At 72.7% G+C, this 23,037-nt stretch carries 20 protein-coding genes; 7 read left to right on the top strand and 13 right to left on the bottom strand.

All coding sequences use genetic code 11. From position 1 onward, the window contains the following. On the top strand, positions 1-860 hold an 860-nt coding region (locus tag AQI95_RS11030; RefSeq protein ID WP_067120902.1), incomplete at its 5' end, for an MDMPI N domain containing protein. A gap of 127 nt (positions 861-987) precedes the next feature. Here AQI95_RS11030 and purU read toward each other — a convergent pair. Together purU and AQI95_RS11020 are read right to left on the bottom strand one after the other, a co-directional pair. Then, complete coding sequence (gene purU, locus AQI95_RS11025; protein WP_067120900.1) at positions 988-1,869, bottom strand: formyltetrahydrofolate deformylase; 882 nt, start codon at positions 1,867-1,869, stop codon at positions 988-990. Positions 1,870-1,915: 46 nt separating this feature from the next. Next, positions 1,916-2,416, bottom strand: a complete 501-nt coding sequence (locus tag AQI95_RS11020) for an SCO4402 family protein (protein ID WP_067120897.1) — start codon at positions 2,414-2,416, stop codon at positions 1,916-1,918. Between the two features lie 117 nt (positions 2,417-2,533). Between AQI95_RS11020 and AQI95_RS11015 the strand changes: the two genes are divergently transcribed. Beyond that, the gene (locus AQI95_RS11015; RefSeq protein WP_067120895.1) at positions 2,534-3,859 is read left to right on the top strand and encodes an ABC transporter substrate-binding protein; all 1,326 of its coding nucleotides are present in this window, start codon (positions 2,534-2,536) and stop codon (positions 3,857-3,859) included. Positions 3,860-3,893: 34 nt separating this feature from the next. Here AQI95_RS11015 and AQI95_RS11010 read toward each other — a convergent pair whose 3' ends face one another. Continuing rightward, positions 3,894-5,567 (bottom strand): hypothetical protein, encoded by a 1,674-nt coding sequence (locus tag AQI95_RS11010; RefSeq protein ID WP_067120893.1) that lies wholly within the window; start codon positions 5,565-5,567, stop codon positions 3,894-3,896. Between the two features lie 199 nt (positions 5,568-5,766). Beyond that, positions 5,767-7,152, bottom strand: coding sequence for an NsdA family TPR-like regulatory protein (locus tag AQI95_RS11005; RefSeq protein WP_067120891.1), 1,386 nt, complete (start codon positions 7,150-7,152; stop codon positions 5,767-5,769). 311 nt (positions 7,153-7,463) lie between these two features. Here AQI95_RS11005 and AQI95_RS11000 point away from each other — a divergent pair, with 311 nt between their 5' ends. From AQI95_RS11000 to AQI95_RS10990, 3 genes are read left to right on the top strand one after another with little or no spacing between them, the layout of a single operon-like run. Then, the gene (locus AQI95_RS11000) at positions 7,464-8,129 is read left to right on the top strand and encodes a bifunctional DNA primase/polymerase (RefSeq protein WP_067120889.1); all 666 of its coding nucleotides are present in this window, start codon (positions 7,464-7,466) and stop codon (positions 8,127-8,129) included. Positions 8,130-8,183: 54 nt separating this feature from the next. After that, positions 8,184-8,960 carry an ABC transporter ATP-binding protein gene (locus tag AQI95_RS10995; RefSeq protein WP_067120887.1) on the top strand — a complete coding sequence of 259 codons (777 nt, stop codon included), beginning with the start codon at positions 8,184-8,186 and terminating at the stop codon, positions 8,958-8,960. Continuing rightward, positions 8,957-10,543, top strand: a complete 1,587-nt coding sequence (locus AQI95_RS10990) for a transporter (RefSeq protein WP_067120885.1) — start codon at positions 8,957-8,959, stop codon at positions 10,541-10,543. Before AQI95_RS10995 ends, AQI95_RS10990 begins: the two co-directional genes overlap by 4 nt. A gap of 94 nt (positions 10,544-10,637) precedes the next feature. On the opposite strand, the gene AQI95_RS10985 is transcribed toward AQI95_RS10990, so the two are convergent. Next, positions 10,638-11,525 carry an alpha/beta fold hydrolase gene (locus AQI95_RS10985; protein ID WP_067120883.1) on the bottom strand — a complete coding sequence of 296 codons (888 nt, stop codon included), beginning with the start codon at positions 11,523-11,525 and terminating at the stop codon, positions 10,638-10,640. Between the two features lie 321 nt (positions 11,526-11,846). Then, positions 11,847-12,539, bottom strand: a complete 693-nt coding sequence (locus AQI95_RS10980; RefSeq protein WP_067120881.1) for an iron-dependent transcriptional repressor DtxR — start codon at positions 12,537-12,539, stop codon at positions 11,847-11,849. A 201-nt stretch (positions 12,540-12,740) separates the two neighbouring features. Here AQI95_RS10980 and AQI95_RS10975 point away from each other — a divergent pair, with 201 nt between their 5' ends. Further along, positions 12,741-13,496 (top strand): SIS domain-containing protein, encoded by a 756-nt coding sequence (locus AQI95_RS10975; protein WP_067120879.1) that lies wholly within the window; start codon positions 12,741-12,743, stop codon positions 13,494-13,496. Positions 13,497-13,528: 32 nt separating this feature from the next. Here AQI95_RS10975 and AQI95_RS10970 read toward each other — a convergent pair whose 3' ends face one another. Both AQI95_RS10970 and pdxH read right to left on the bottom strand, forming a co-directional pair. Beyond that, positions 13,529-15,010 (bottom strand): PAS domain-containing protein, encoded by a 1,482-nt coding sequence (locus tag AQI95_RS10970; RefSeq protein ID WP_067120877.1) that lies wholly within the window; start codon positions 15,008-15,010, stop codon positions 13,529-13,531. Between the two features lie 409 nt (positions 15,011-15,419). Beyond that, complete coding sequence (gene pdxH, locus AQI95_RS10965; protein ID WP_067120875.1) at positions 15,420-16,106, bottom strand: pyridoxamine 5'-phosphate oxidase; 687 nt, start codon at positions 16,104-16,106, stop codon at positions 15,420-15,422. 218 nt (positions 16,107-16,324) lie between these two features. On the opposite strand from pdxH, the gene AQI95_RS10960 reads away from it, so the two are divergent. Further along, positions 16,325-17,425: a citrate synthase 2 gene (locus tag AQI95_RS10960; RefSeq protein ID WP_067120873.1), complete on the top strand. Its 1,101-nt coding sequence runs from the start codon at positions 16,325-16,327 to the stop codon at positions 17,423-17,425. A gap of 94 nt (positions 17,426-17,519) precedes the next feature. On the opposite strand, the gene AQI95_RS10955 is transcribed toward AQI95_RS10960, so the two are convergent. The 5 genes from AQI95_RS10955 to AQI95_RS10930 form a co-directional block, all read right to left on the bottom strand. Continuing rightward, positions 17,520-18,551: an isopenicillin N synthase family dioxygenase gene (locus AQI95_RS10955; protein WP_067121541.1), complete on the bottom strand. Its 1,032-nt coding sequence runs from the start codon at positions 18,549-18,551 to the stop codon at positions 17,520-17,522. A gap of 377 nt (positions 18,552-18,928) precedes the next feature. Beyond that, the gene (locus AQI95_RS10945) at positions 18,929-19,528 is read right to left on the bottom strand and encodes a TetR/AcrR family transcriptional regulator (RefSeq protein ID WP_067120869.1); all 600 of its coding nucleotides are present in this window, start codon (positions 19,526-19,528) and stop codon (positions 18,929-18,931) included. A gap of 4 nt (positions 19,529-19,532) precedes the next feature. Then, a complete protein-coding gene (locus AQI95_RS10940; protein WP_067120867.1) occupies positions 19,533-20,270 on the bottom strand; it encodes an enoyl-CoA hydratase family protein in 738 nt (245 codons plus the stop codon). Then, positions 20,267-21,847, bottom strand: coding sequence for a 4-coumarate--CoA ligase family protein (locus AQI95_RS10935; RefSeq protein ID WP_067120865.1), 1,581 nt, complete (start codon positions 21,845-21,847; stop codon positions 20,267-20,269). The genes AQI95_RS10940 and AQI95_RS10935 overlap by 4 nt, the downstream gene beginning before the upstream one ends. 19 nt (positions 21,848-21,866) lie before the next feature. Then, the gene (locus AQI95_RS10930) at positions 21,867-23,030 is read right to left on the bottom strand and encodes an acyl-CoA dehydrogenase family protein (protein WP_067120863.1); all 1,164 of its coding nucleotides are present in this window, start codon (positions 23,028-23,030) and stop codon (positions 21,867-21,869) included. Between the last annotated feature and the right edge of the window lie 7 nt (positions 23,031-23,037).

The raw sequence follows: 23,037 nt of genomic DNA, 5'->3' as shown, positions 1-23,037 counted from the left end.
CCGAGACCGCGCGGCTGGACGCCCTGCTGCAGGACTTCGGGGACGCCGAGTGGCATGCGCCGGTGCGGCTGCGGTGGTTCGAGGACGACACGGCGAGAAACCGGCGTACGACGGTGGCCGGGGTGATCGCGCATCTGCTCTCCGTGGACGGGCTGATCGCGACCGCGCTCGGCCTGGAGGACCCGCTGGCCGAGGTCGCCGGGGCGACGGCGGAGCAGCGGGCGCTGGGCCCGGCCGGACGTACCGAGGCGTTCTGGCGGACCTCCCGCTTCCCGCCCACCCGCTCGGTGCGGGGGCCCTGGCGGGAGCAGAGCCACAGCCTGGTGCGGACGGTGTCCTTCACCGGCGGCCACGCGGGCGGACTCGCCGTGTCGTACGGCGACTTCGAGCTGTCGCTGCACGACGCGATGCTGGACCGGGCCTTCGCCTGCTGGGTGCACGCCGACGACATCGCGGACGCGGTGGACTATCCGTACCGGCCGCCCGCGCCACGGCACCTGAACAAGATGATCGACCTCGCGGCCCGGATGCTGCCGGGCGCGCTCGCCGAGCGGCGCCGGGCCGGGCTGTCCGCGCCGCAGTCCCGGATCCCGCACCTGGTGGCGGCGGGCGCGCCGGGCCGCAGCCTGCGCCTGGAGATCGAGGGCGCGGCGGGCGGCGAGTGGCTGATCCCGCTGGACTCACCGGCGGCGGTGGGCTCCGCGGACTTCGAGGTGGCCCATGTGGCCCTGGACGACACGGAGTTCTGCCAGTTGGCCGCGGGCCACATCCCCCCGGAGGAGGCCGCGGTGGGACAGGTCGGCGACCGGGAGGCGATCAGGGACGTGCTGTTCGCCGCGGCGGGGTTGAGCCGGATGTAGGGATGGGCCGCGACCGCCGACAGGACCTGTGCCCTGGGGCCTGCCCGATGGGTCCTGCCGGGCACGCGGGGTCCGGCACGCCGAGAAGGCACCGCTCCGACACCCGGCCGGACCCATCGGACAGACCCTAGGCGAACACGACCGTCCGTCGGCCGTTGAGCAGGATGCGCCGCTCCGCGTGCCACTTCACGGCCCGCGCCAGCGCCTGGCACTCCACGTCCCGCCCGATCGCGACCAGCTGGTCCGGGGTGACGTCGTGCCCCACCCGCTCGACCTCCTGCTCGATGATCGGCCCCTCGTCCAGGTCGGCGGTCACGTAGTGCGCGGTCGCCCCGATGAGCTTGACGCCCCTGGCGTGCGCCTGGTGATACGGCTTCGCGCCCTTGAAGCTCGGCAGGAAGGAGTGGTGGATGTTGATGATCCGGCCGCTGAGCTGCTTGCACAGGTCGTCCGAGAGGACCTGCATGTAGCGGGCGAGGACGACCAGTTCGACGCCCTCCTCGCGGACGATCTCCAGCAGCTTCGTCTCGGCCTCCGACTTCGTGTCCCTCGTCACCGGAATGCGATGGAAAGGAATGTTGTAGGAGCCCACCAGCTCCTCGAAGTCGGTGTGGTTCGAGACCACGCCCACGATCTCCACCGGGAGCGCGCCGATCCGGGCCCGGAACAGCAGGTCGTTCAGGCAGTGCCCGAACTTGCTGACCATCAGCAGGATCCGCATCTTCTCGTCGGCCCGGTTGATCTGCCAGTCCATGTGGAAGGAGTCACCGATCGCCGCGAAGCTCGCCCGCAGCTTCTCCACGGTCACCGGCGCCTCGGCCGAGAAGTGGACGCGCATGAAGAACAGACCCGTGTCGTGGTCGCCGAACTGCTGGCTGTCCTCGATGTTGCAGCCGGTCATGAAGAGGTAGCTCGACACGGCGTGCACGATGCCCTTTTTGTCGGGGCAGGAGAGGGTGAGGACGTACTGGTCGGCCGGTGCGGCGGCGGGCGCGGACTGCTCGTTCATGCACCACAGGGTCTCATGTCCGCACCGCCCCAGCGCTGAACGTCCGCTACGCGGACCTGGTCATGATGCGCAGCACTTCCAGGCTCCGGGGCGGTGTGTCCGGGTCCTCGCCGTCGCTCGCCGCCATCCGCACATGCGCGTCCCGCGCCGCCCGCACCGCGTCCGGCCACCCCTGGTGCTCGAGATACGCGGCGACCGGCGCGTCGGGGCCGACCTGGTGCACGATCCGCAGCACCCGCAGCACGGCGGTGTCCACGAGCGCCGCTTCCTGCGAGTCGCGGAAGATCGTGCCGACGTATTTCTCCGCGGACCAGTTGTCCAGCCAGGTGTCCTCCACCAGTCGGTAGACGGCGTCGGTGACGTCGCCGTATCCGTCCACGCCGACCAGCCAGACGTCCCGCTGGAACGCCGGGTCGGAGAGCATGTGCAGCGCCGAGCGCACATTGCTGCGCCAGCGCCACCACGGCATGTCGCTTAGAGGCATGCCGCCCATGGTGGAGGAGCGACGGCCGCGACGGGAAGAGTTCTCCGAACCTTGCACGGTCATCGATCGTACGATCTCTTCTTCACAGATCCCACCCGCCCCCGCAATTCACCTGGGCGTCACCTTTGGTTGAACTCAGATCACTCCCCGGTTAGTGGTGTGAGGGAATCGTGCGTGTCCATGACCGGCAGGCGACGCACCATGAGTACGCTCTTCCACGCCACCCCCCGCCCCGGCAGAGCCACCGCCCTGACCGCGGGCGCCGTGGCCCTCTGTGCGTCGCTCACCGCCGGATGCGGGGCCATCCCGGGTGTGACGGCGGGCTCCGGGGACGACACGGTCAAGGTCATGACCTGGGCCCCGCAGGACACCGACGCCACCAACAAGCCGGGCATGCCCGCGATGGCCCTCGCCTACGCCAAGTGGGTCAACGCGCACGGCGGCATCCACGGCCACAAGCTCCAGGTCCTGACCTGCAACGACCACAACGACGCCGTGGGCGCCGCCAAGTGCGCCCGGCGCGCGGCCGACGAGGACGTGGTCGCGGTCGTCGGCTCCTACAGCCAGTTCGGCGACTCCTACCTCGCCCCGCTGGAAGGCGCCGGGATCCCCTACATAGGCGGCTACGGCGTCACCAACGACGAGTTCACCGGCCAGATGTCCTACCCGGTCAACGGCGGCCAGCCCGCCCTGCTGGCCGGTCTCGGCAAGGCCCTCGCCGCCACCTGCGGCAACATCTCCCTGGTCCGCCCGGACAGCATCGCCGGCGACGAGCTGCCGGTGCTGCTCGACTCCGGGCTGAAGGCGGGCGGGCACGTCGACGCGGACGACCACCTCGCCGCCGAGGACGCCACCGAGTACAGCGTCCAGGCCGACCAGGCGCTCCAGTTCGCCGCCAAGGGCCTGCTGAAGAAGGGCTGCGTGGTGCCCGCGCTCGGGGACCGTACCGACACCTTCATGGACTCCTTCCGACGGGCCCGCGAGAACTACCCCGCCGTTCGACTCGGGACCGTGCTCGGCAATGTCGACCAGACTGTGATCAACGCCACAGGCGGCGCGTCCGGGCCGTACGAGGGGGCGTACATCAGCGGCTGGTACCCGCCGGCCTCCGACGCCCGCTGGAGCGCGATGAAGAAGGTGATCAACGAGGAGGCCTTCGGCGACAACCGCATCGACCCCGCGGACGCCGGAGTGCAGACCACCTGGATCGCCTACACCGTGCTGAAGGCCGCCCTGGAGAAGATCGGCGACGGCGAGGTGACCGCCGACAGCGTGCGGCACACCCTCGACGACGGTCTGCGGGTCTCCACCGGCGGACTCACCCCGACCCTGCACTGGCCCTACGAGGGCGCGCTCGCCGGGGTCGGCTTCCCGCGCATGGTCAACGCCGACGTCACCCTCCAGGTGGTCCAGGACGGCCAGCTGGTCTCGGCCCGCAAGGGCATCGGCGGCCTCAACGGCATCACCGACATGACGCAGACGCTGGAGAACGCCGACGTGCAGTGACGCCGGCGTGCGGTGACGCCGGCGCCGTACCGCCTCAGAGCTGGGTGGGCTGGCGCTGGGTCAGACCGTACTTCTGCGCGATCGTGTTCCACAGCGCCGCCGCCTTCACCTTCTGCGCGCTGGCGTTGCCGCTCTCCCGGTTGCCCGCCTGCGCCTCGTTCGTGGTGCGGGCGTGGCCCTTGCGGCAGACCTTGTGCGCCTTGGCCTGGCCGGCCCAGGCCGCGTAGTGGTTGTCGGCCGCGGCGGACGCCTGCCAGGCCTTGGTCAGCGCGGCGGTCAGGTCGCCGCTGCTCGGCAGCTTGTCGACGGACAGCTTGCCGAGCCGGGTGACCAGCTGGTTGCGTTGCTTGGCCGCGTCGCGCAGGTTCGAGCCGGCCTCGTCGAGGTTGTCGCAGCCCTTGACGTCGGCCACCGCCTTGATCACCGAGGCGCGGCTGCTGCCGCTGTCGGCGAGCAGCTTGTCCAGCTCGACCGCCTGCGCGCGGGCCGGGTCGGCGGCCGCGGAGGAGCCCTGGCCGGGGGCCGGGGACGCGGCCGCGACGGTCTTGCCGTCGTCGCCCGGGCTCTTGCCACCGCCGTCGCTGAGCAGCACGCCGGCACCCACACCGATGACGACGATGCCGACACCGACGGCGGCGATCAGCGGCACCCGCGAGCGGCGGGGCGGCTCGTCGTCGTAGCCGTGGTCGTACGACGGCTGGGGCGCGCCGTAGGAGGGCTGCTGCCGGTTGTACGACGGCTGGGCGGCGCCGGGGTGGGCGTCCGGCTGCGGGACGCGCGGCATCTGCTGGGTGGACCCGGCCGGGCCGTCACCGCCCGCCGGGCCGCCCCGGAAGAGGTTGTCGAACTCGGCCGGCGGCTGCCGGTCCCCGCCCTGCGCCTGCGCGGTGTACGGCGGGATGTACTGGGTGGCCTCCGCGTCCGGCGACACGGGCGCCGGCGCCTGCCGGTGCGGCGCGTGGCCGAGGTAGCGCGTCTCCTCGCCGGCCGACTCGGGCGGCAGCGCGCCGGGCGCCACCGGCGGGATGTACTGGGTCGCGCCCTCGTCGGCCGGGGCGGCGGCCGGCACCGGCGGAAGGTACTGCGTCGCACCCTCGTCGGCCGGGGCGGCCGGAACCGGCGGAAGGTACTGGGTGGCTCCGTCGGCGGACGGGGGCAGCGGGGCGGCGGCCGGATAGGCGTCCGGCAGGGCCGGCGGCAGCGGCGCGGCGGAGCCTGCCGGCTGCGCGTACTGCTGCTGGTGGGCCTGCGGCTGATGCGGATGCTGCGGCTGATGATGCTGCGGCTGCTGCTGGTACAGCTCGGGTGCCGTGGCGTACCCGGGCTGCTGGGCGGCGCCGTAGCCACCGCCGAGGTCGCCGGGCTGGTCGTACGACGACGCCTGGCCGTACGCCGGAGGCTGACCGTACGACGGGGCAGGGGCGCCCTCCGGCGGCAGCGGGCCGGGGTTCGCGGCGGGCGGCTGCTGGTTCGGGGCGTCCGGGGTGTGCCACTGCTGGGCCGCCGCCGGCGGCCAGCCCTGGCCCGACTGCGGCGGCTGCTGCTCGGGCCCCCACGAGCCGCCCCAGGCCTGCCCGCCGGTCGGGGCCGCGGGGGCGGGCGCGCCGGTCATGCCCGGCAGCAAGGGCTCGCCTCCGTCGGAGGGCAGCACGATGCCTTCGCGCGCGGGCTGCGCCGAGGGCTCCTCGCCCTGTCCACTCTGCGTCACCGGGACTCCTACTAATGGGGGACCTTGTGAATCGGGCTCACGCTACCGGGTCCCCCGAGCCGGGTGCCACGCAGCTCAGGGCACTGCCTTCCGCTCTGTGACAGCGGTAACAAAACCGCCCCGCGGCACGCTGGTATATGGCACCCTCGCGCCTCCGGGTGCCGTTCGCCGTGCGTTCACGCAACCGCGGGGCAGGTGTTCAGGCTGCCTGCTGGAGATCGAGGCGCGCCCCGAACTCCCTCACCACCGCCTCCTCCCGGAAGGGTTCCAGGCGTTGCTGCAGGTCCTCCAGATATTCGGCGCCCCGGTTGGAGCGGAGCGTCTCCAGCAACTCCACCGCTTTCAGGCCGGTGTTGCAGGCCTGCTCGACCTCGCGCTGCTGCACCTGGGCCGTGGCGAGCAGCACATAGCCGATGGCGCGGCGGCGGGCCCGGGTCTCGGGGTGTCCGGCCAGCGACTGCTCGGCGTACCGGGCCGCCTGCTCGGGCTGCCCGAGATCGCGGGCGCAGTGCGCCAACTCGTCCGCCAGATAGGCCTCGTCGAAGTGCCGGATCCACACCGGGTCGTCGCCGCTGGAGTCGTCGGCCCGCTCCATGGCCGTGACCGCCCGCCCGGTGGACGCCTGCGCGGAGCGCGCGTCGCCGAGCAGGGCGTGCCCGCGCGCCTCCGCCGCGTGGAACATCGCCTCGACACGCGGGGTCACCTGGCCGCGCGCCCCCTCCTGCGCCGCCCGCGCCAACTGGGCGATCTCGCGCGGGTTTCCGAGCTGCGCCGCGAGGTGGCTCATGGACGCGGCCAGGACGTAGCCGCCGTATCCGCGGTCCCCGGCGGCCTGTGCGAGCCGCAGCGACTGGATGTAGTACCGCTGGGCCAGGCCGGGTTGCCCGGTGTCCACGGCCATGTAGCCCGCCAGCTCGGTCAACCGGGCGACCGCGGCGAACAGTTCCCGCCCGACCGTCTCCCGGTACGAACCCGCGAGCAGCCCGGAGACGACGCTGTTGAGGTAGTGCACGACCACCGGGCGGACGTGCCCGCTGCCGAACTGGTGGTCCAGGTCGGTCAGCGCCTGCGTCATGGACCGTACGGCCGCCACGTCGGCCTGGCCCACGCGCGGGCCCGCCTGCCGGGCCACCTGGGCGTCCGGCGCCGAGATCAGCCAGTCGCGGCTGGGCTCGACCAGCGCGGAGGCGGCGACGGAGGAGCCGGACAGGAAGTCCCGCCGGCCCACGTCGCTGCGCCACAGCTCGCAGACCTGCTCGATGGCCCCCAGTACCGTCGGCGAGAACTGGAGACCGACCCCCGAGGCGAGGTTCTTGCCGTTGGCCATGCCGATCTCGTCGATCGTGACCGCACGGCCGAGCTTGCGCCCGAGCGCCTCCGCGATGATCGCCGGGGCGCGGCCCCGCGGCTGCTGTCCGCGCAGCCAGCGGGCCACGGACGTCTTGTCGTAGCGCAGGTCGAGCCCGTGCTCGGCGCCGCACATGTTGACCCGCCGGGCCAGCCCGGCGTTCGAGCACCCCGCTTCCTGGATGAGTGCCTGCAGCCGTTCGTTCGGCTGCCTCGCCACGAGAGGCCTTGCGGCCATGTGCTACCCCCTGCGAACCCCTGGAGTGTGACGTTCCGGCCGAGATCGTCGGTGCTGATTCCGGGTACTGATCCGAGTGACGGTCCGGCCGGGAAGATCACTGCCCCGTTGACATACTGTCAATGCGTGACATGTGCGGTTTGCCGGGGTAAAAGCGGATGCCAACCCCATCTCTGGCTACCCACCTCACGCCCTGCTTCCCCCTGCGCGCCCCCGGACGTGCACCCATGCGCCCCGGCTGACGAATCGATGCTCCTCCCCCGCGCGCGCTACAGCCGTAACTCCAGGTGGGTGCGGGAGTTGAGAGGAGCGTGGAAGAGACGATCGCGGGCGCCCAGAACACTCAGATTGCCGGTCAGATTCCGCAGCAGCGCGGGGAATCGCTGCTGGAGACCGCCGTACGCTACGCCGAGGAGCGGCACTGGGACGTGTTCCCGGGCACCTGGCTGGAAGCGGTCGCCGGAATGCAGCGCTGCTCGTGCGGCGACGCCTCCTGCCCTGCGCCGGGTGCGCACCCCGCGCGCCCCGACTGGGCGGCGCAGGCGACCGGCAGCGCGACCGTCGCGCGCCGGATGTGGCAGAAGCAGCCGACGGCGTCGATCCTGCTGCCGACGGGGCGGACCTTCGACGCGCTGTCCGTCCCGGAGAGTGCGGGGTTCCTGGCGCTGGCCCGGATGGAGCGGATGGAACTGACGCTGGGACCGGTCACGCTGGCCCCTGATCGGCGGATGCAGTTCTTCGTGCTGCCCGGTGGCTGCGCGAAGGTGCCGGAGCTGGTGCGCAAGCTCGGATGGACGCTGTCGTCCCTCGACCTGCTGGCCCTGGGCGAGGGGGCGTACGTGGCCGCTCCGCCCACCCGCTTCGGGTCCCGTGGGGCCGTGCAGTGGGCCTGTCGGCCGACGCCCGCCAATCGGTGGCTGCCGGACGCGGAGGAATTGATCTCGCCGCTCGCCTATGCGTGCGGTCGGGATCGTTGACGTGCGCGGTTCCGCGCGCCCCTGAAGAAACCCGGCCTCGCCTACTGTGCAGGCATGACCGAAGCTGCAGTACGCGTGCAGGGACTCTGGAAGCGGTTCGGGCAGCAGGTTGCTGTCGGGGGGATCGATCTGGAGTTGCCCGCCGGGAAGTTCATAGGACTGGTCGGGCCGAACGGGGCCGGCAAGACCACCACCCTGTCCATGGTCACCGGACTGCTGCGGCCCGACGAGGGCAGCGTGGAAGTCGTCGGGCACGACGTGTGGCGGGATCCGGTGGCCGTCAAGGCGCGGATCGGGGTGCTGCCCGAGGGGCTGAGGCTGTTCGAGCGGCTGTCGGGGCGGGAGCTGCTCGGGTACTCGGGACGGCTGCGCGGGCTGCCCGGGGCCGAGGTCGACAAGCGGGCCACGCAGCTGCTGGACGTCCTGGACCTGGCCGGGGCCCAGCACAAGCTCGTGGTCGACTACTCGACCGGCATGCGCAAGAAGATCGGGCTCGCCGCCGCGCTGCTGCACAACCCCGAGGTGCTCTTCCTGGACGAGCCGTTCGAGGGGGTCGACCCGGTGTCGGCGCAGTCCATCCGGGGCGTCCTGGAGCGCTACACCGCCTCCGGCGCCACCGTCGTCTTCTCCTCCCACGTGATGGAGCTGGTCGAGTCGCTGTGCGACTGGGTGGCGGTGCTGGCGGCGGGCCGGATCCGGGCGACCGGATCGCTGGCCGAGGTGCGCGGGACGCACTCGACGCTGCAGGGGGCGTTCCTGGAGCTGGTCGGGGCGAGCGGCCGGGACGCCGGGTCCGATCTGGACTGGCTGGGCGGCGGGGCGGCCCGATGACGAGCCTCACCTCCACCGTCGTACGGCTGAAGCTGTCGCTGCTGCGCAACGGGCTGCGGCAGTCCGGGGGCCGGCGGGCCGCGTTCGTCGTCTCGGCGGTCGTCACCGTCCTGTTCGCGCTGCTGATGCTGCTGGGGATGCTCGCGCTGCGCGGGCACGCACACGCCGACGCCGTCGTCGTACCGGGTACGGCCGTGCTGGCGCTGGGCTGGGCGGTGCTGCCGCTGTTCTTCCCGACCGGTGACGAGACGCTGGACCCGACCCGGCTGGTGATGCTTCCGCTGCGGCCCCGGCCGCTGGTCAGGGCGCTGCTGGTGGCCTCCCTGGTCGGCACCGGCCCGCTGTTCACCCTGCTGGTGCTGGCGGGATGCGCGGTGGCCGTGGCGCACGGGGCCGCCGGGTACGCCGTCGCGGTGCTCGCCGTCGCCCTCGCGCTGCTGGTCTGCGTGGCGCTCGCGCGGGCCGTGGCCACCGCCAACGTACGGCTGCTGACCAGCAGGAGGGGCCGCGACCTGGCCGTGCTGAGCGGGCTGGTGATCGCGGTCGGGGCGCAGCTGGTCAACTTCGGTGCGCGGCAGCTGGGCTCGGCCGGCCTCGGGCGGCTGCAGCCGGTCGCGGACACCCTGGGGTGGGTGCCGCCCGCGTCCGCGGTGGCCGCGGTGCGGTCGGCGAGCGAGGGCGCGTACGGCACGGCCGCCGCGCAACTCGTCGTCACCGCGGCCGGGTTGGCGGCGCTCGTCGCCGTGTGGGCGCGCAGCCTGACCCGGCTGATGACAGCGCCCGACGGGTCCACGCTGCAGGCCGCCGACGCAGGCGCCCAGGACCGCGCGTCGGGCGGGCTCGGGCGGCTGCTGCCGGGCGGGCGCACCGGTACGGTCATGGACCGCAGCCTGCGCTACGTCTGGCGGGATCCGAAGACCAAGGCCGCCTGGGTGACCTCGCTGGCGATCGGGCTGATCGTGCCGGTGTTCAACGCGGCGCAGGGCACCGGGTCCGTCTACTTCGCGTGCTTCGCCGCCGGGATGCTCGGCATCCAGATGTACAACCAGTTCGGGCAGGACACCTCCGCGTTCTGGATGGTGGCCACGACCATCTCCTCACCCCGGGACGCCTACACCGAACTGCGCGGCCGCGCCCTGGCCCTGCTGCTGATCACCCTGCCGTACACGGCCCTCGTGACGGTGGCCACGGCGGCCGTGCTGGGCGCGTGGTCGCGGCTGCCGGAGGTGCTGGGGCTGTCCTTCGCGCTGCTCGGGGCGATGCTCGCGACCGGCGCCTGGACGTCGGCGCGCTTTCCCTACTCCATCCCGCAGGAGGGCCACAAGAACGTCGCCCCGGGCCAGGCGGGCCTCGCCTGGATCTCGATCTTCGGCGGCATGGTCTCCGCGGCCCTGCTCTGCTCCCCGGTCATCGCCCTCACCATCGGGCTCCATGTGAGCGCGGACGGGGAGGCCTGGCAATGGCTCCTGCTCCCGGTGGGCGTGGTGTACGGCGCCGTCCTGACCCTTGCGGGTCTGCGCCTGGCGGCCCCGAGAACAGCAGCGCGGCTGCCGGAGATCCTGACGGCCGTCAGCAAGGGGTAGTGCAGTTCCCCGAAGGGGCGCGGGGAACTGCGCGGACAACCACACACAACCCGCAGCCGCCGTCCGAACCGCGACCCGGCGGACGAGAAGGCGCTCAGTCCCCGAGCGCCTGATCGAGAAACGGCCCGACAGCCTCCCGCCAGGCCCCCGGCAGGTCATAGTGCGCGAGGTGCCCCGCGTCCGGCACCTCCGCGTACTCCCCCGCCGGCAGCACTCGCACCATCTCCTGCGCCTCGGCCCGCCCCAGCTCCCCGTCCACCCCGCGCACCACGAGCGTCGGACAGCGCACCTGGGCCAGCTCCTCCCAGTGCGCGTCGTACACCCAGCTCTCCCGGGTCCGGAGCATCTGCTCCGGCTCGAAGACGGGGCGCCAGCCGTCGGCGGACTCGTGCATGACCTCGGCGTAGAAGGCGCCGCGGGCGGGGCTCGGGCGCTCCACCCAGGGGTCGTCCTCACCGAACCACTTGCCGACGTCGGCCAGCGTCGCGAAGGGAACGGGCCAGGCCCTGAACCACTGCGCCCACTCGCGCTGTGAGGCCGCTCCCAGCGCGGAGGCCCGCATGTCGCAGATGATCAGGCCCCGGACCAGGTCGGGGCGTTTCGCGGCGAGCTGCCAGGCGGTCAGGGCGCCCATGGCGTGGCCGACGAGGACGGCGGGGGCGAGGCCGAGCTGTTCGAGGGCGCCCTCGGCGTCCTCGACATAGGCCTCCCGGGTGTAGGCGGCCTCCGGGTCCTTCTCGCTCTGGCCGTGACCGCGCTGGTCGAGGGCGACGGCGCGGTGGCGGGCGGCGAGCCAGCGGGCGGTCGAGGCCCAGTGGGAGGCGCGGCCCATCAGGCCGTGCAGTAACAGCACGCCCGGAGCGCCGGGTCGCGCATCCGCCCGGCCCTCCGCCGGGTCGGACCCCGGTTTGGGAGGGTCGGCGAACTCCCAGGCGGCCAGGCGCAGCCCGCCCGCTCCCGTCACGTCGATCCGCCGTGCCATGGGCCTGGCACCCCCAGCTCCGCCTGCCTCGTACCGGTGTACTGCCGTACTCGCTCGTACTCGCTGCTGTCGCTGTCGTGCTCGTCCTGCCGCAGACTATCGAATACCCATTCGAAAGATCCGTCTCCGCGGACAACACCCCTCATTCGAGTGACACCCCTCGAGGAATGATCGCCGCCGCCCAGGGGATCTCTACTGGCGGGAGGCGGACCGCTCGGGGAAAAGCGGTCCGAGGGGGATGACCCTGGGAGCTCGGGGCTCCGGGTCAGCACAGGGGAGGACAGGCCCCGGCGCCACAAGGGCGCCGGGGCCCTCACATGCTCAGCGCTTGGCGACGAACACGTGCGAGGCGACGTCCGCCTCCAGCTCGGCCGCCTCGCCGCCGCTGCCCACCAGGACACCGCCGGCCGACTCCGTCACGCTCACCACGGAGCCGGGCTGCACACCCGCGCGCCGCAGCGTGTACATCAGCTGCGCGTCCGTCTGGATCGGCTCGCCGATCCGGCGGACGACGACCGTCTTGCCGTCCGAGCCCGGGTCCAGGTCGGCCAGCGAGACCATGCCCTCGTCCAGGAACGGGTCGGCGCCGTCCTTCTCGCCCAGCTCCTCCAGGCCCGGGATCGGGTTGCCGTACGGCGACTCGGTGGGATGCCGCAGCAGTTCCAGGACGCGGCGCTCCACGGCTTCGCTCATCACGTGCTCCCAGCGGCAGGCCTCCGCGTGCACCTGCTCCCACTCCAGGCCGATCACGTCGACGAGGAGACACTCGGCCAGCCGGTGCTTGCGCATCACGCGCGTGGCGAGCCTGCGGCCCTCGTCGGTCAGCTCCAGATGGCGGTCGCTGGCCACGGACACCAGGCCGTCGCGCTCCATGCGCGCCACCGTCTGGCTCACCGTCGGCCCACTCTGGTCCAGCCGCTCCGCGATGCGGGCGCGCATGGGCACGACGCCTTCCTCTTCGAGTTCGAGGATGGTGCGGAGATACATCTCCGTGGTGTCGATCAGTCCGGACATACGTGCCCCTCGATTACCTCTGCCGGCACCCCGGCGCGTGCGCTGGCCCTGTCACCAATTCTGCCGGATCCCACTGACAAGCGGGGGCCGCCGGGAAAACGGGGCCGTCGGCGCGGTGGTGCTCGGCATCGGCCGTATTGACACCGCACTGGTCCAGACCGCACGGTGATCCGCGACACAGACGCTGCGAAGGGGCACCGCATGAGCGACGGCACGCCTGCCGACCTGTTCTTCGACGCCGCCATCAACCTGCTGCAACGGGTCCGCGAGGAGGAGGCCGAGTCGATCGGCGCGGCCGGCGCCCTGCTCGCCGACACCGTGGCCGCCGGCGGCCGGCTGTTCGCCTTCGGCGCCGGGCACTCCTCGCTGGCCGCCCAGGACGTCGTCTACCGCGCCGGCGGCCTCGCCCTGATGAACCTGCTCGCCGTACCCGGCGTCGTCGGCGTCGACGTCACCCCGGCCACCCTCGGTTCCGCCCTCGAACGCGTCGACGGCCTCGCCGGCGCCGTCCTGGACACCTCGCCGATCCGCTCCGGCGACGCCCTCGTGATCATCTCCCTGTCCGGCCGCAACTCCCTGCCCGTGGAGATGGCCTTGAACGCACGCGCCCTCGGTGTGCGGGTCATCGGCGTCACCTCGGTCGCCTACGCCTCGCAGACCACGTCCCGCCACTCCTCCGGCACCTTCCTGAAGGACCACTGCGACATCGTCCTGGACTCGAAGATCGCGGTCGGCGACGCGGAACTCACCCTCGACACCATCCCGGCGCCCTTCGCCCCCGCCTCCACGGTCGTCACCACCGCCCTGATGCAGGCCGTCATGGCGACGGCCGCCGCCGCCCTCGCCGACCGGGGCGTCGAACCCCCGCTGCTGCGCTCCGGCAACGTCGACGGCGGACACGAGTGGAACGGCCGTGTGCTGCGGGAGTACGGCGACCGGATCTTCTACCGGCGCTAGCGCCCCAACAGGCCCTGGCCCCCGCGGGCTCCCTACTTCGGCCCTCCGCGCGCCGCGTTCCGGCCGCCCTGCGCGCCGCGCACCGCCTCCGCCAGGTCCAGCGCCGCCGCGATGCGGACCGCCACGTCCTCCGCGTAGGCCGTGTCGGACCGCTCGAAGCGGTGGCGGCCGGAGCCGCGCAGGAAGGTCACCACGCCCAGCGTCCGCCCCCGGCTGCGCAGCACCGCGCACAGGGCGTGCACCGCGTCGCCGGGCCACTGCCGGGCGAGCGCCCACTCGCGCGCCCGTTCCGCGGGCACCGAACCGGCGTCCGCGCGCACCGCACCGGCCCGCTCCACGCACTGCAGCGCCGGATGCCCCGGTTCGTAGCGCACCGGCAGCCCGGCCGCCCCCGTCAGCAGGCTCGGCCCCGGCGCGCCCGCGGGCGTCGCGGCGAGCCGGACGAGCCGGACGGCGGTGTCCGCACCGTCCTCGAACCCCTCCTCGGCCCCGTCCGCGCGGCCGTCCTCGCGTGCCTTCGCGCGCGGGGAGGGCATCACCCGGTCGATCAGCGCGTGGTCGGCGAATCCGGCGAGCGCGAAGTCCAGATGGACGGTGGCCACCTCGAGGGGGTCCTCGCACTCGGCGGCGGCACGCGCGGCGCGGTGCAACTGGTTGCCGCGGAACCGCAGCAGGGCCGCCTCCTGCTCGCCCTGCTTGACGTCGGTGACGTCCTGGAAGAGCCAGCCGACGCCGAGCGGCACCGGTTCCTCGGCGAGCGGCGAGGCCAGCCGCACGAACCCGCTGCGCCAGCAGCGCCGCTGCTCGCCCTCCGCGGTGCGCAGGGTCACCCACATCTCGGCGGGCGCGGGCGGCGCGCCCTCGGCCAGCACATGGGTGAGCACGGCCTCCAGCTCCTCCACGCCCTGCGCGAGCAGCTCGCCGAGCGGCCGGCCCAGCGCGGACGTGCGCCCGATCCCGAGGGCGCGGGCCGCGTGCGCGTTGACGACGGCGGGCCGCAGATCGGCGTCGATGAGGACGACCCCCCAGGCGGCGTCCTCGAACAGCGCCTCGCTCAGCGCGATCGACCGCTCCAGGTCGATCTGCGCGTGCACCTCGCTGAACGCGCAGTACACCCCGGCCGGCTTGCCCTCGGGCCCGCGCACGGCGGCGGACTGGGTCCGTACGAGCACCCGCCCGCCGTCCTTGGTGACCAGGGCGAACTCGTTCACCTGCCGTCCGGGCGCGTGCATCGCCGACATCAGCCGGGCCTGCACCTCCTCGGCGTCGGCACTGCGCACCGCCCACCCGGCGAACCCGTGCCGTCCGACCGCCTCGGCGGCCGTCCACCCGAGGATCCGCTCGGCCTCGCGGTTCCAGTGCGTGACGACGCCGTCGGCGTCGAAGGCGCACAGGGCCGCGTCCATGCCGTCGAGCAGCGCGGCGAGCAGATCGGAGCCGCCTGGCTCCTCCGGCTCACCGGGCTCGTCCGGCCCCAGTTCGTCGGTGGTCCCACTCCGCCGGGAAGCACTCACCTGGACCCCCTGCAGGCTGTGTCGGCGCGCATGCGCCGCGCGACTCGCTCACTGGCCTCTCACTTGCCTTCATTCAACTGGAACGTGACCCAGCACACATCCTGTTCCCGAGAAAAAAAGAGGTTGAGCGCCGCCCGTCGATTTCCTAGGGTGTCGGGTACACGAGAAGGGAGGTGGTTCGGCAGATGTATGAGAACCGGACGCGTGAGGTGACTGCGGGCTAGCGGCCCGCCACCACACCGAGTGCGGTGCCGGACCAGCACGCCGACGTCAGGCGCGCAGCCGGCCCAATCCCAGCAGTCACCCGACCCGCGAGCTCGCCGGTACGTCCGGCCGGCTTCTGCGCCGAGAGGCGCAGGAACCCGAGCTCGCGGGTCGTCTGCGTGCCGGGCCCCTGCCGGCGTCCGGCTCAGGGGCTGAGGCGTTCGACCTGCCATGTGCCGTCGGGCCGGGCGAGGTAGCGCAGACGGTCGTGGAGGCGGTTCTCGCGCCCCTGCCAGAACTCGACGGTCTGCGCGGTGACGCGGAAGCCGCCCCAGCGCGGCGGGACCGGGACCTGCTCGTCCTCGGGGTAACGGGCCTCCAGATCGGCGTAGGCGGCGTCGAGTTCGACGCGGGAGGCGATCACCGAGGACTGGTCGCTGGCCCAGGCGCCCAGCTGGGAGCCGTGCGGGCGGCTGCGGAAGTAGGCGGCCGTCTCGTCGCGGCCGGTACGGCGGGCGGTGCCGGTGACGATGACCTGGCGGGCGAGCGGGTGCCAGGGGAAGAGCAGGGCGATGTGCGGGTTCTCGGCGAGGTCGCGGGCCTTGCGGGAGTCGTAGTTGGTGAAGAAGACGAAGCCCTCGGTGTCGAACTGCTTCATCAGGACGGTGCGCGAGCTGGGGCGGCCGGCCGCGTCCGCCGTGGAGACGATCATCGCGTTGGGCTCGTAGACCGTGCCGTGCAGGGCCGCCCGTGCGGCGTCCTCGAACCAGCGGGCGAACTGGTCCATGGGGTGGGTGGCGAGATCCTGTTCGGCGAGGCCCTCCGCACGGTACTGCTTGCGCATGGCGGCGGGATCGAGGACGGGGTCCAGGAGCGGGTCGCGGTCGGTCACGCGGTCATCTTGCCGTACGAGCGGTGCGTCCCGTCAGGCCGCGGGACATGGCGGAGCCCCGGTCCTCGGCGAAACCGGCTGGCACTCAGTGCCGTGAAGACTCCCCACGGATGGCACCGGGGGATATCGTGCTGGTTCCCCCGCGGTTTGGGTGACCACCTGCCGATCGGGGCATCACCGGGGTGACCACCGCCGACCACATCACGAGGAGCCGCCTGATGTCCGATTTCGTACCCGGACTCGAGGGAGTCGTCGCGTTCGAGACGGAGATCGCCGAGCCGGACAAGGAGGGCGGCGCCCTGCGGTACCGGGGCGTCGACATCGAGGACCTGGTCGGGCACGTCTCGTTCGGGAACGTGTGGGGGCTGCTGGTCGACGGTGCCTTCAACCCCGGTCTGCCGCCCGCCGAGCCGTTCCCGATCCCGGTGCACTCCGGGGACATCCGGGTGGACGTGCAGTCGGCGCTCGCCATGCTGGCCCCGGTGTGGGGACTGAAGCCGCTGCTCGACATCGACGAGCGGCAGGCACGGGACGATCTCGCGCGGGCCGCCGTGATGGCGTTGTCGTACGTCGCCCAGTCCGCGCGCGGGCAGGGGCTGCCGATGGTGCCCCAGCGGGAGATCGACAAGGCGGGTTCCGTGGTCGAGCGGTTCATGATCCGCTGGCGGGGCGAGCCGGACCCGAAGCATGTCGCGGCCGTGGACGCGTACTGGACGTCCGCCGCGGAGCACGGCATGAACGCCTCGACCTTCACGGCCCGGGTGATCGCCTCCACCGGGGCCGATGTCGCCGCCGCGCTCTCGGGTGCGGTGGGGGCCATGTCCGGGCCGCTGCACGGGGGAGCGCCCTCGCGGGTGCTCGGCATGATCGAGGAGATCGAGCGGACCGGGGACGCCGAGGCGTACGTCAGGCAGGCCCTGGACCGGGGTGAGCGGCTGATGGGGTTCGGGCACCGGGTGTACCGGGCCGAGGATCCGCGGGCGCGGGTGTTGCGGCGCACGGCACGGGAGTTGGGGGCGCCGCGGTTCGAGATCGCGGAGGCGCTGGAGAAGGCCGCGCTGGAGGAGCTGCACAGCCGGCGGCCGGATCGGGTGCTGGCCACCAACGTGGAGTTCTGGGCCGCGATCATGCTGGACTTCGCTCAGGTGCCGGCGCACATGTTCACGTCGATGTTCACGTGCGCGCGTACGGCCGGGTGGTCGGCGCACATCCTGGAGCAGAAGCGGACCGGTCGCCTGGTGCGGCCTTCCGCTCGCTATGTGGGGCCGGGGACGCGGAGTCCGCAGGACATCGAGGGGTACGCGGACATCGCCCACTGACCGGAGCGCGTACGGGGCGCGGGCGGCTGCGGACCGTTGCGGCCCCTCGTGCCCCTGGGGGCGGCGCCGCATGTCGGCGCCGCCGCCGGACAGTTCACGCCGCCGGTGTCAGCAGGGTCGCGTGGTGCCGCTCCGCCACCAGCGGGTGGGCTCGGAGCTTGCCCTTCAACTCGTTGTAGCCGTACTCGGCGTACAGGGGGTTCGCCGGGTCGGTGGTGATGCCCGGGGCCTCGGCGGCGTGCGGGAAGGGCAGGGGGGCCGTCCGGGCGTCAAGGCGGGGGTTGTAGAAGAACGGGACCGAGAAGCGCTCGGTGGCTCCCGGTGGGCTGACCACGCGGTGGTTGGTGGCGAGGAGGTAGCCGTTGGTGGCGACCTCCAGGAGTTCGCCGAGGTTGACCACGAAGGCGCCCTGAAGGGGCGGGACGTCGTGGAAGCGGCCGTCCTCGCGATGGACCTGGAGGCCGCCGACCCTGTCCTGGAGCAGGAGCGTCAGGAAGCCGTAGTCCTTGTGGGCGCCCACGCCCTGCTCGGTGCCGTCGCCCGCGCTGCCGGGGTAGCGGACGAGCTTGAGGTGCGGGTGGGCCCGGTCGCCGAAGATCGGGGCGTAGAAGTCGGCGGGGGCACCGATCGCGGCCAGGAGTTCGCGCAGGAGCCGCTCGGCGACCGCGCTGAGCCTGTCGATCCAGGTCAGGGCCGCCGTGCGCAGCTCGGGAAGGGCGGCGGGCCACTGGTTGGGGCCCTGCAGCCACCAGTACGGCGGCTCGTCGGGGCCGGGGACGCGGGCGGGGCGTTCGGCGCCTATGTCGAGCTGGTCGCGCCAGTCGCGGGCGCCGCCGGTGCGTTCGTCGCCGGTGCGGGTGTAGCCGCGGAAGTGCGGCGAGTTCACATTGTCGAGGGCGAGCCGGTCGGCCTCGGGGAGGGCGAAGAAGGCGCGCATGGCGCTGAGCAGCGCATCGGTCTCGGCCCGGGTCACACCGTGTCCGACGAGCTGGAAGAAGCCGACGTCGTGGGCGGCGCTGTGCAGTTGGGCGTGGAGCAGGGCGCGAGCCTGGGGGCCACGGTCGGCGGCCGACAGGTCGATGATGGGGAGTTGGTCGTACGACGGGGTCGTCGTCGTGGTGTGCATGGTCATGGATGCGTCCACAGGGGTGTGTGGGCCACGGGCAGGCCGCCGAGGGTAGGGCGGCGCCCACGATGCCGTAAGAAGAGGGAGAAGAAAGGGGCTGAATCAGGCCGAAAGGCGACAGCCCATGCTCGTGACGCGCACGTAGTCCACGTGGCGACGGCGAACGAGCATCGGAAGCATGCGGCAAGGGTACTGCGCCGGTCCGGATACGGATGTGGCCGGTCTCACCGGATCAGAGCCCTTGCGCACCGGGACCGCGCGGTCGACCCGGGCGGCGCCCGCCGAGAACCGTCCGACGGCCTGGCCGCGCTCACCCTCGAACGTCCGGAAATGATCCCCCAGGCCCGCGACCGTGGCCGCCGGCACCGGCAACGGGGTCAGCCGAGCGCCTCCTCCAGCAGCGCGGCCCACTGGGCGACGACCCGCTCACGGCGGGCGGTGTCGTCGGTGAGGAGGTTGGCGAGACCGAGGCCGCGGGCCATGTCCAGGAAGCCCTGGACGGTCTCGCGGACGCCGGGGCGGGACTCGTCGGCGCCGAGGAGGTCGACGGCGATGCGATGGGTCTCGCGGCCGACGCGGGCCTCCAGCTCGGTCACCCGCGAGCCCAGCTGGTCCTCGTTGGAGGCGGCGACCCACAGGTGCAGGGCGGCGCGGAAGAGGGGGCCGGTGTAGAGGTCGACGAGGGCGGCGAGGACGGCGCGGCGGTCGGCGGCGCCCTCCGGGAAGAGGGCGCGCAGGGCCGTGGAGCGCTCCTCGGCGACGTACTCGACGGCGGCCGTGAACAGGTCCTCGCGGGTCGGGAAGTGGTGCTGGGCGGCGCCGCGCGAGACACCGGCGCGTTCGGCGACCACGGCGACGGTGGAGCCCGCCCAGCCGTGCTCGGCCAGGCAGGCCACGGCGGCCTCCAGGAGCCGCTGCCGGGTGGCCCGGCTGCGGTCCTGCTTGGGCACGCGGTCGCGTTCCGCCGTCGTGCTCATCCGGTCACACCACCCATGCCGCGTCCCGTCTCTCCAGGAAGGCCGTCATCCCCTCCCGGGCGTGGTCGGAGGCGAACAGCCGGGCCGAGAGGGCGGTCAGGTCCGCCGCGTCCCGGTCGAATGTCTCCAGCACCCTAGCCGTGAGCAGCCGTTTCGTCTCGGCGAGGGCCTGTGGGGCGCAGCGGCGCAGTCCGTCGAGGATCGGGGCGAGTGCCTCGTCCACGTCGTCGGCCGTCGTCGTGAGCAGTCCGAGGCGTACGGCTTCCGCCGGGTCGAAGCGTTCACCGGTGAGGTAGTGGCGGGCGAGGGCGCGGGGGTCGGTGCGCGGGATCACCGGCAGGGAGATCACGGCCGGGGCGACGCCGATGCGGACCTCGGTGAAGGCGAAGGTGGCGGTGGTGGAGGCGGCCGCGATGTCGCAGGCGGCGAGGAGGCCGAGGCCGCCCGCGCGGACGTGGCCGGTGACCCGGGCGACCACCGGTGTGGGCAGCTCGACGATCTGCCGGAGCAGGCCGACCAGGGCGTCCGGGGGCGGGGGGTCGCGCAGGTCGGCGCCCGCGCTGAAGGTGCCGCCGGTGTGGGTGAGGACGACGGCCCGTACGTCCTGGTCCTCGGCGCAGTCGGCCAGGGCGCTCGCGAGTTCGGCGACGAGGGCCGCCGAGAGCGCGTTGCGGGTGTCGGTCGCGTCGAGGCTGAGGGTTTCGACGGCACGCGCGCGCGTGCGGCCGATCAGTGTGCTCACGGGTGCTCCCTGAGGTCGCGCAGTTCGCGGCGGAGGATCTTGCCGGAGGCCGCGCGCGGGACGGTGTCGACGAAGGTGATCCGGCGGACGCGCTTGTAGGGGGCGACGCGTTCGGCGACGTGGAGGAGGACTTCGTTCTCGGTGAGGTCCTCGGCGGCCTGGGGGTGGCGGACGACGAAGGCGTGCGGGACCTCGTTGCCGTCGTCGTCGTAGGTGCCGATGACGGCGGCGTCGGCGATGCCGGGGTGGGTGAGCAGCAGCGCCTCCAGTTCGGCGGGGGCCACCTGGAAGCCCTTGTACTTGATGAGTTCCTTCACCCGGTCCACGACGAACAGCCAGCCGTCGGCGTCTACGTGTCCGACGTCCCCGGTGTGCAGCCAGCCGTCGGCGTCGATCATGGCGGTGGTGGCGTCGGGGCGGCCGAGGTAGCCCTTCATCACCTGGGGGCCGCGGATCAGGATCTCGCCGGACTCGCCGGCGGCGAGGTCCTTGGCGGGGTCGTCCAGGGACACGATCCGCATCTCGGTGCCGGCGATGAGCTTGCCGACCGTGCCGGCGGGTGCGGCGTGCAGCCGGTCCAGCGGGACGACGTGGGTGCCCGGTGACAGCTCCGTCATGCCGTAGGCCTGGCCTATCGGGGGCAGGCCGAGGCGCTGTGCGCAGGCGCGGGCCAGCTGGGCGTCCAGCGGGGCGGCGGCGCTGATGACGTACTTCAGCGAGGACAGGTCGTACTCGCTGACCACCGGATGCTTGGCGAGGGCGAGGACGATCGGCGGGGCGACGTACAGGCCGGTGATGCGGTGGTTCTCGATGGCCGCGAGGAAGGTCTCCAGGTCGAAGCGGGGCAGGACGACGACCGTGGCGCCCTTGCGCAGCGGCGCGTTCATCAGGGCGGTGAGGCCGTAGATGTGGAAGAACGGCAGGACGGCCAGGATGCGGTCGCCCGGTGCCATGGCGGCGGCGGGTTCCAGCTGGGCGAGGTTGGTGGCGATCTGCCGGTGGGTGAGCATCACGCCCTTGGGGACACCGGTGGTACCGGACGAGTACGGCAGCACGGCGATGTCCTCGACCGGGTCGAGGGCGGGCTGCGGCTCGGGGGCGGTGGTGGCGAGCATGTCGATGAGCGACCGGTGTCCGGGCGCGCCGTCGCAGACGAACATCTCCCGCACCCCGCCCGCGAGTTCGGCGGCGCGGCGGGCCGTCTCCAGCAGGGGCGAGACGGTGACGATCCAGCGGGTGCCGCTGTCGCGCAGCTGTTTGGCGAACTCCTCGGGCGTGGCGAGCGGGTGCACCGTGGTGACGGAGGCACCCGCGCGCGTGGCCGCGTAGAACGCGGTCGGGAAGGCGATCGTGTTGGGGCTGTGCAGGGCGAGGACGTCGCCCTTGCGGACGCCCGCGGCGGCGAGACCGGCGGCGACGCGCCGGTGGAACCGGTCCACCTGCTCGTACGTGAGCGTGGTGCCGTCCGTGCCGTCGATCAGGGCCGGGCGGTCGCCGAAACCGGCGGCATGGCCCAGGACGGCCTCGTGGATGGGCAGTTCTACGGGCGGGACGTCTGCGTACTCGCTGCGGAACACGGTTCCTCCAGTGCGGTCGCTAGTACGACTTGGGCAGGCCCAGAGTCTGGTGGGAGACGTAGTTGAGGATCATCTCCCGGCTCACCGGCGCGATACGAGCCACGCGCGCGGCCGTTATCAGCGAGGCGAGCCCGAACTCGCGCGTGAGCCCGTTGCCGCCGAGGGTGTGCACGGCCTGGTCGACGGCCTTCACACAGGCCTCCCCGGCCGCGTACTTCGCCATGTTGGCGGCCTCGCCCGCGCCGATGTCGTCGCCGGCGTCGTAGAGATGAGCCGCCTTCTGCATCATCAGCCGGGCCAGCTCCAGGTCGATGTGCGCCTGCGCGAGGGGGTGCGCGACGGCCTGGTGGGCGCCGATCGGGGTCTTCCAGACGGTGCGGTCGCGGGCGTACTCGACGGCCTTGGCGAGCGCGTAGCGGCCCATCCCGATGGCGAAGGCCGCGGTCATGATGCGTTCGGGGTTGAGGCCTGCGAACAGCTGGAGCAGCCCCGCGTCCTCTCCCTCGCCGACAAGCGCGCCGGCGGGCAGCCGTACGTCGTCCAGGACCAGCTCGAACTGCTTCTCCGCGGCGTTGAGCTCCATGTCGATGGGGCGCTTGTGGAAGCCCTCGGCGTCCGTCGGGACGATGAACAGGCAGGGCTTGAGGCGTCCGGTGCGGGCGTCCTCGGTGCGGCCGACGATCAGGACGGCGTCGGCGATGTCGACACCGGAGATGAAGACCTTGCGGCCGGTGAGCAGCCAGTCGGTGCCGTCGCGACGGGCGCTGGTGGTGATGCGGTGGGAGTTGGAGCCGGCGTCGGGTTCGGTGATGCCGAAGGCCATGAGGCGGCTGCCGTCGGCGATGCCGGGGAGCCACTGCCGCTTCTGCTCCTCGGTGCCGAAGCGGGCGATGACCGTGCCGCAGATGGCGGGTGAGACCACGAGCATGAGCAGGGGCGAGCCCGCCGCGCCCAGCTCTTCGAGGACGATGGAGAGTTCGGTGATTCCGCCGCCTCCGCCGCCGTGCTCCTCCGGCAGGTTGACGCCGAGGTAGCCGAGTTTGCCTGCCTCGGACCAGAGTTCGGCGGGGGGTCTGCCCTCGGCGACGGCCCGGACGAGGTAGTCGCGGCCGTAGCGCCTGCCGAGGGCCGATACTGCGGCTCGCAGGGCTTTGTGTTCTTCGGATTCGATGTGGGTGGTCATGCGAGTC

It is taken from the genome of Streptomyces yokosukanensis (assembly GCF_001514035.1).
Lineage (GTDB): Bacteria > Actinomycetota > Actinomycetes > Streptomycetales > Streptomycetaceae > Streptomyces > Streptomyces yokosukanensis.
This window is presented reverse-complemented; position numbering and strand designations above follow the sequence as displayed.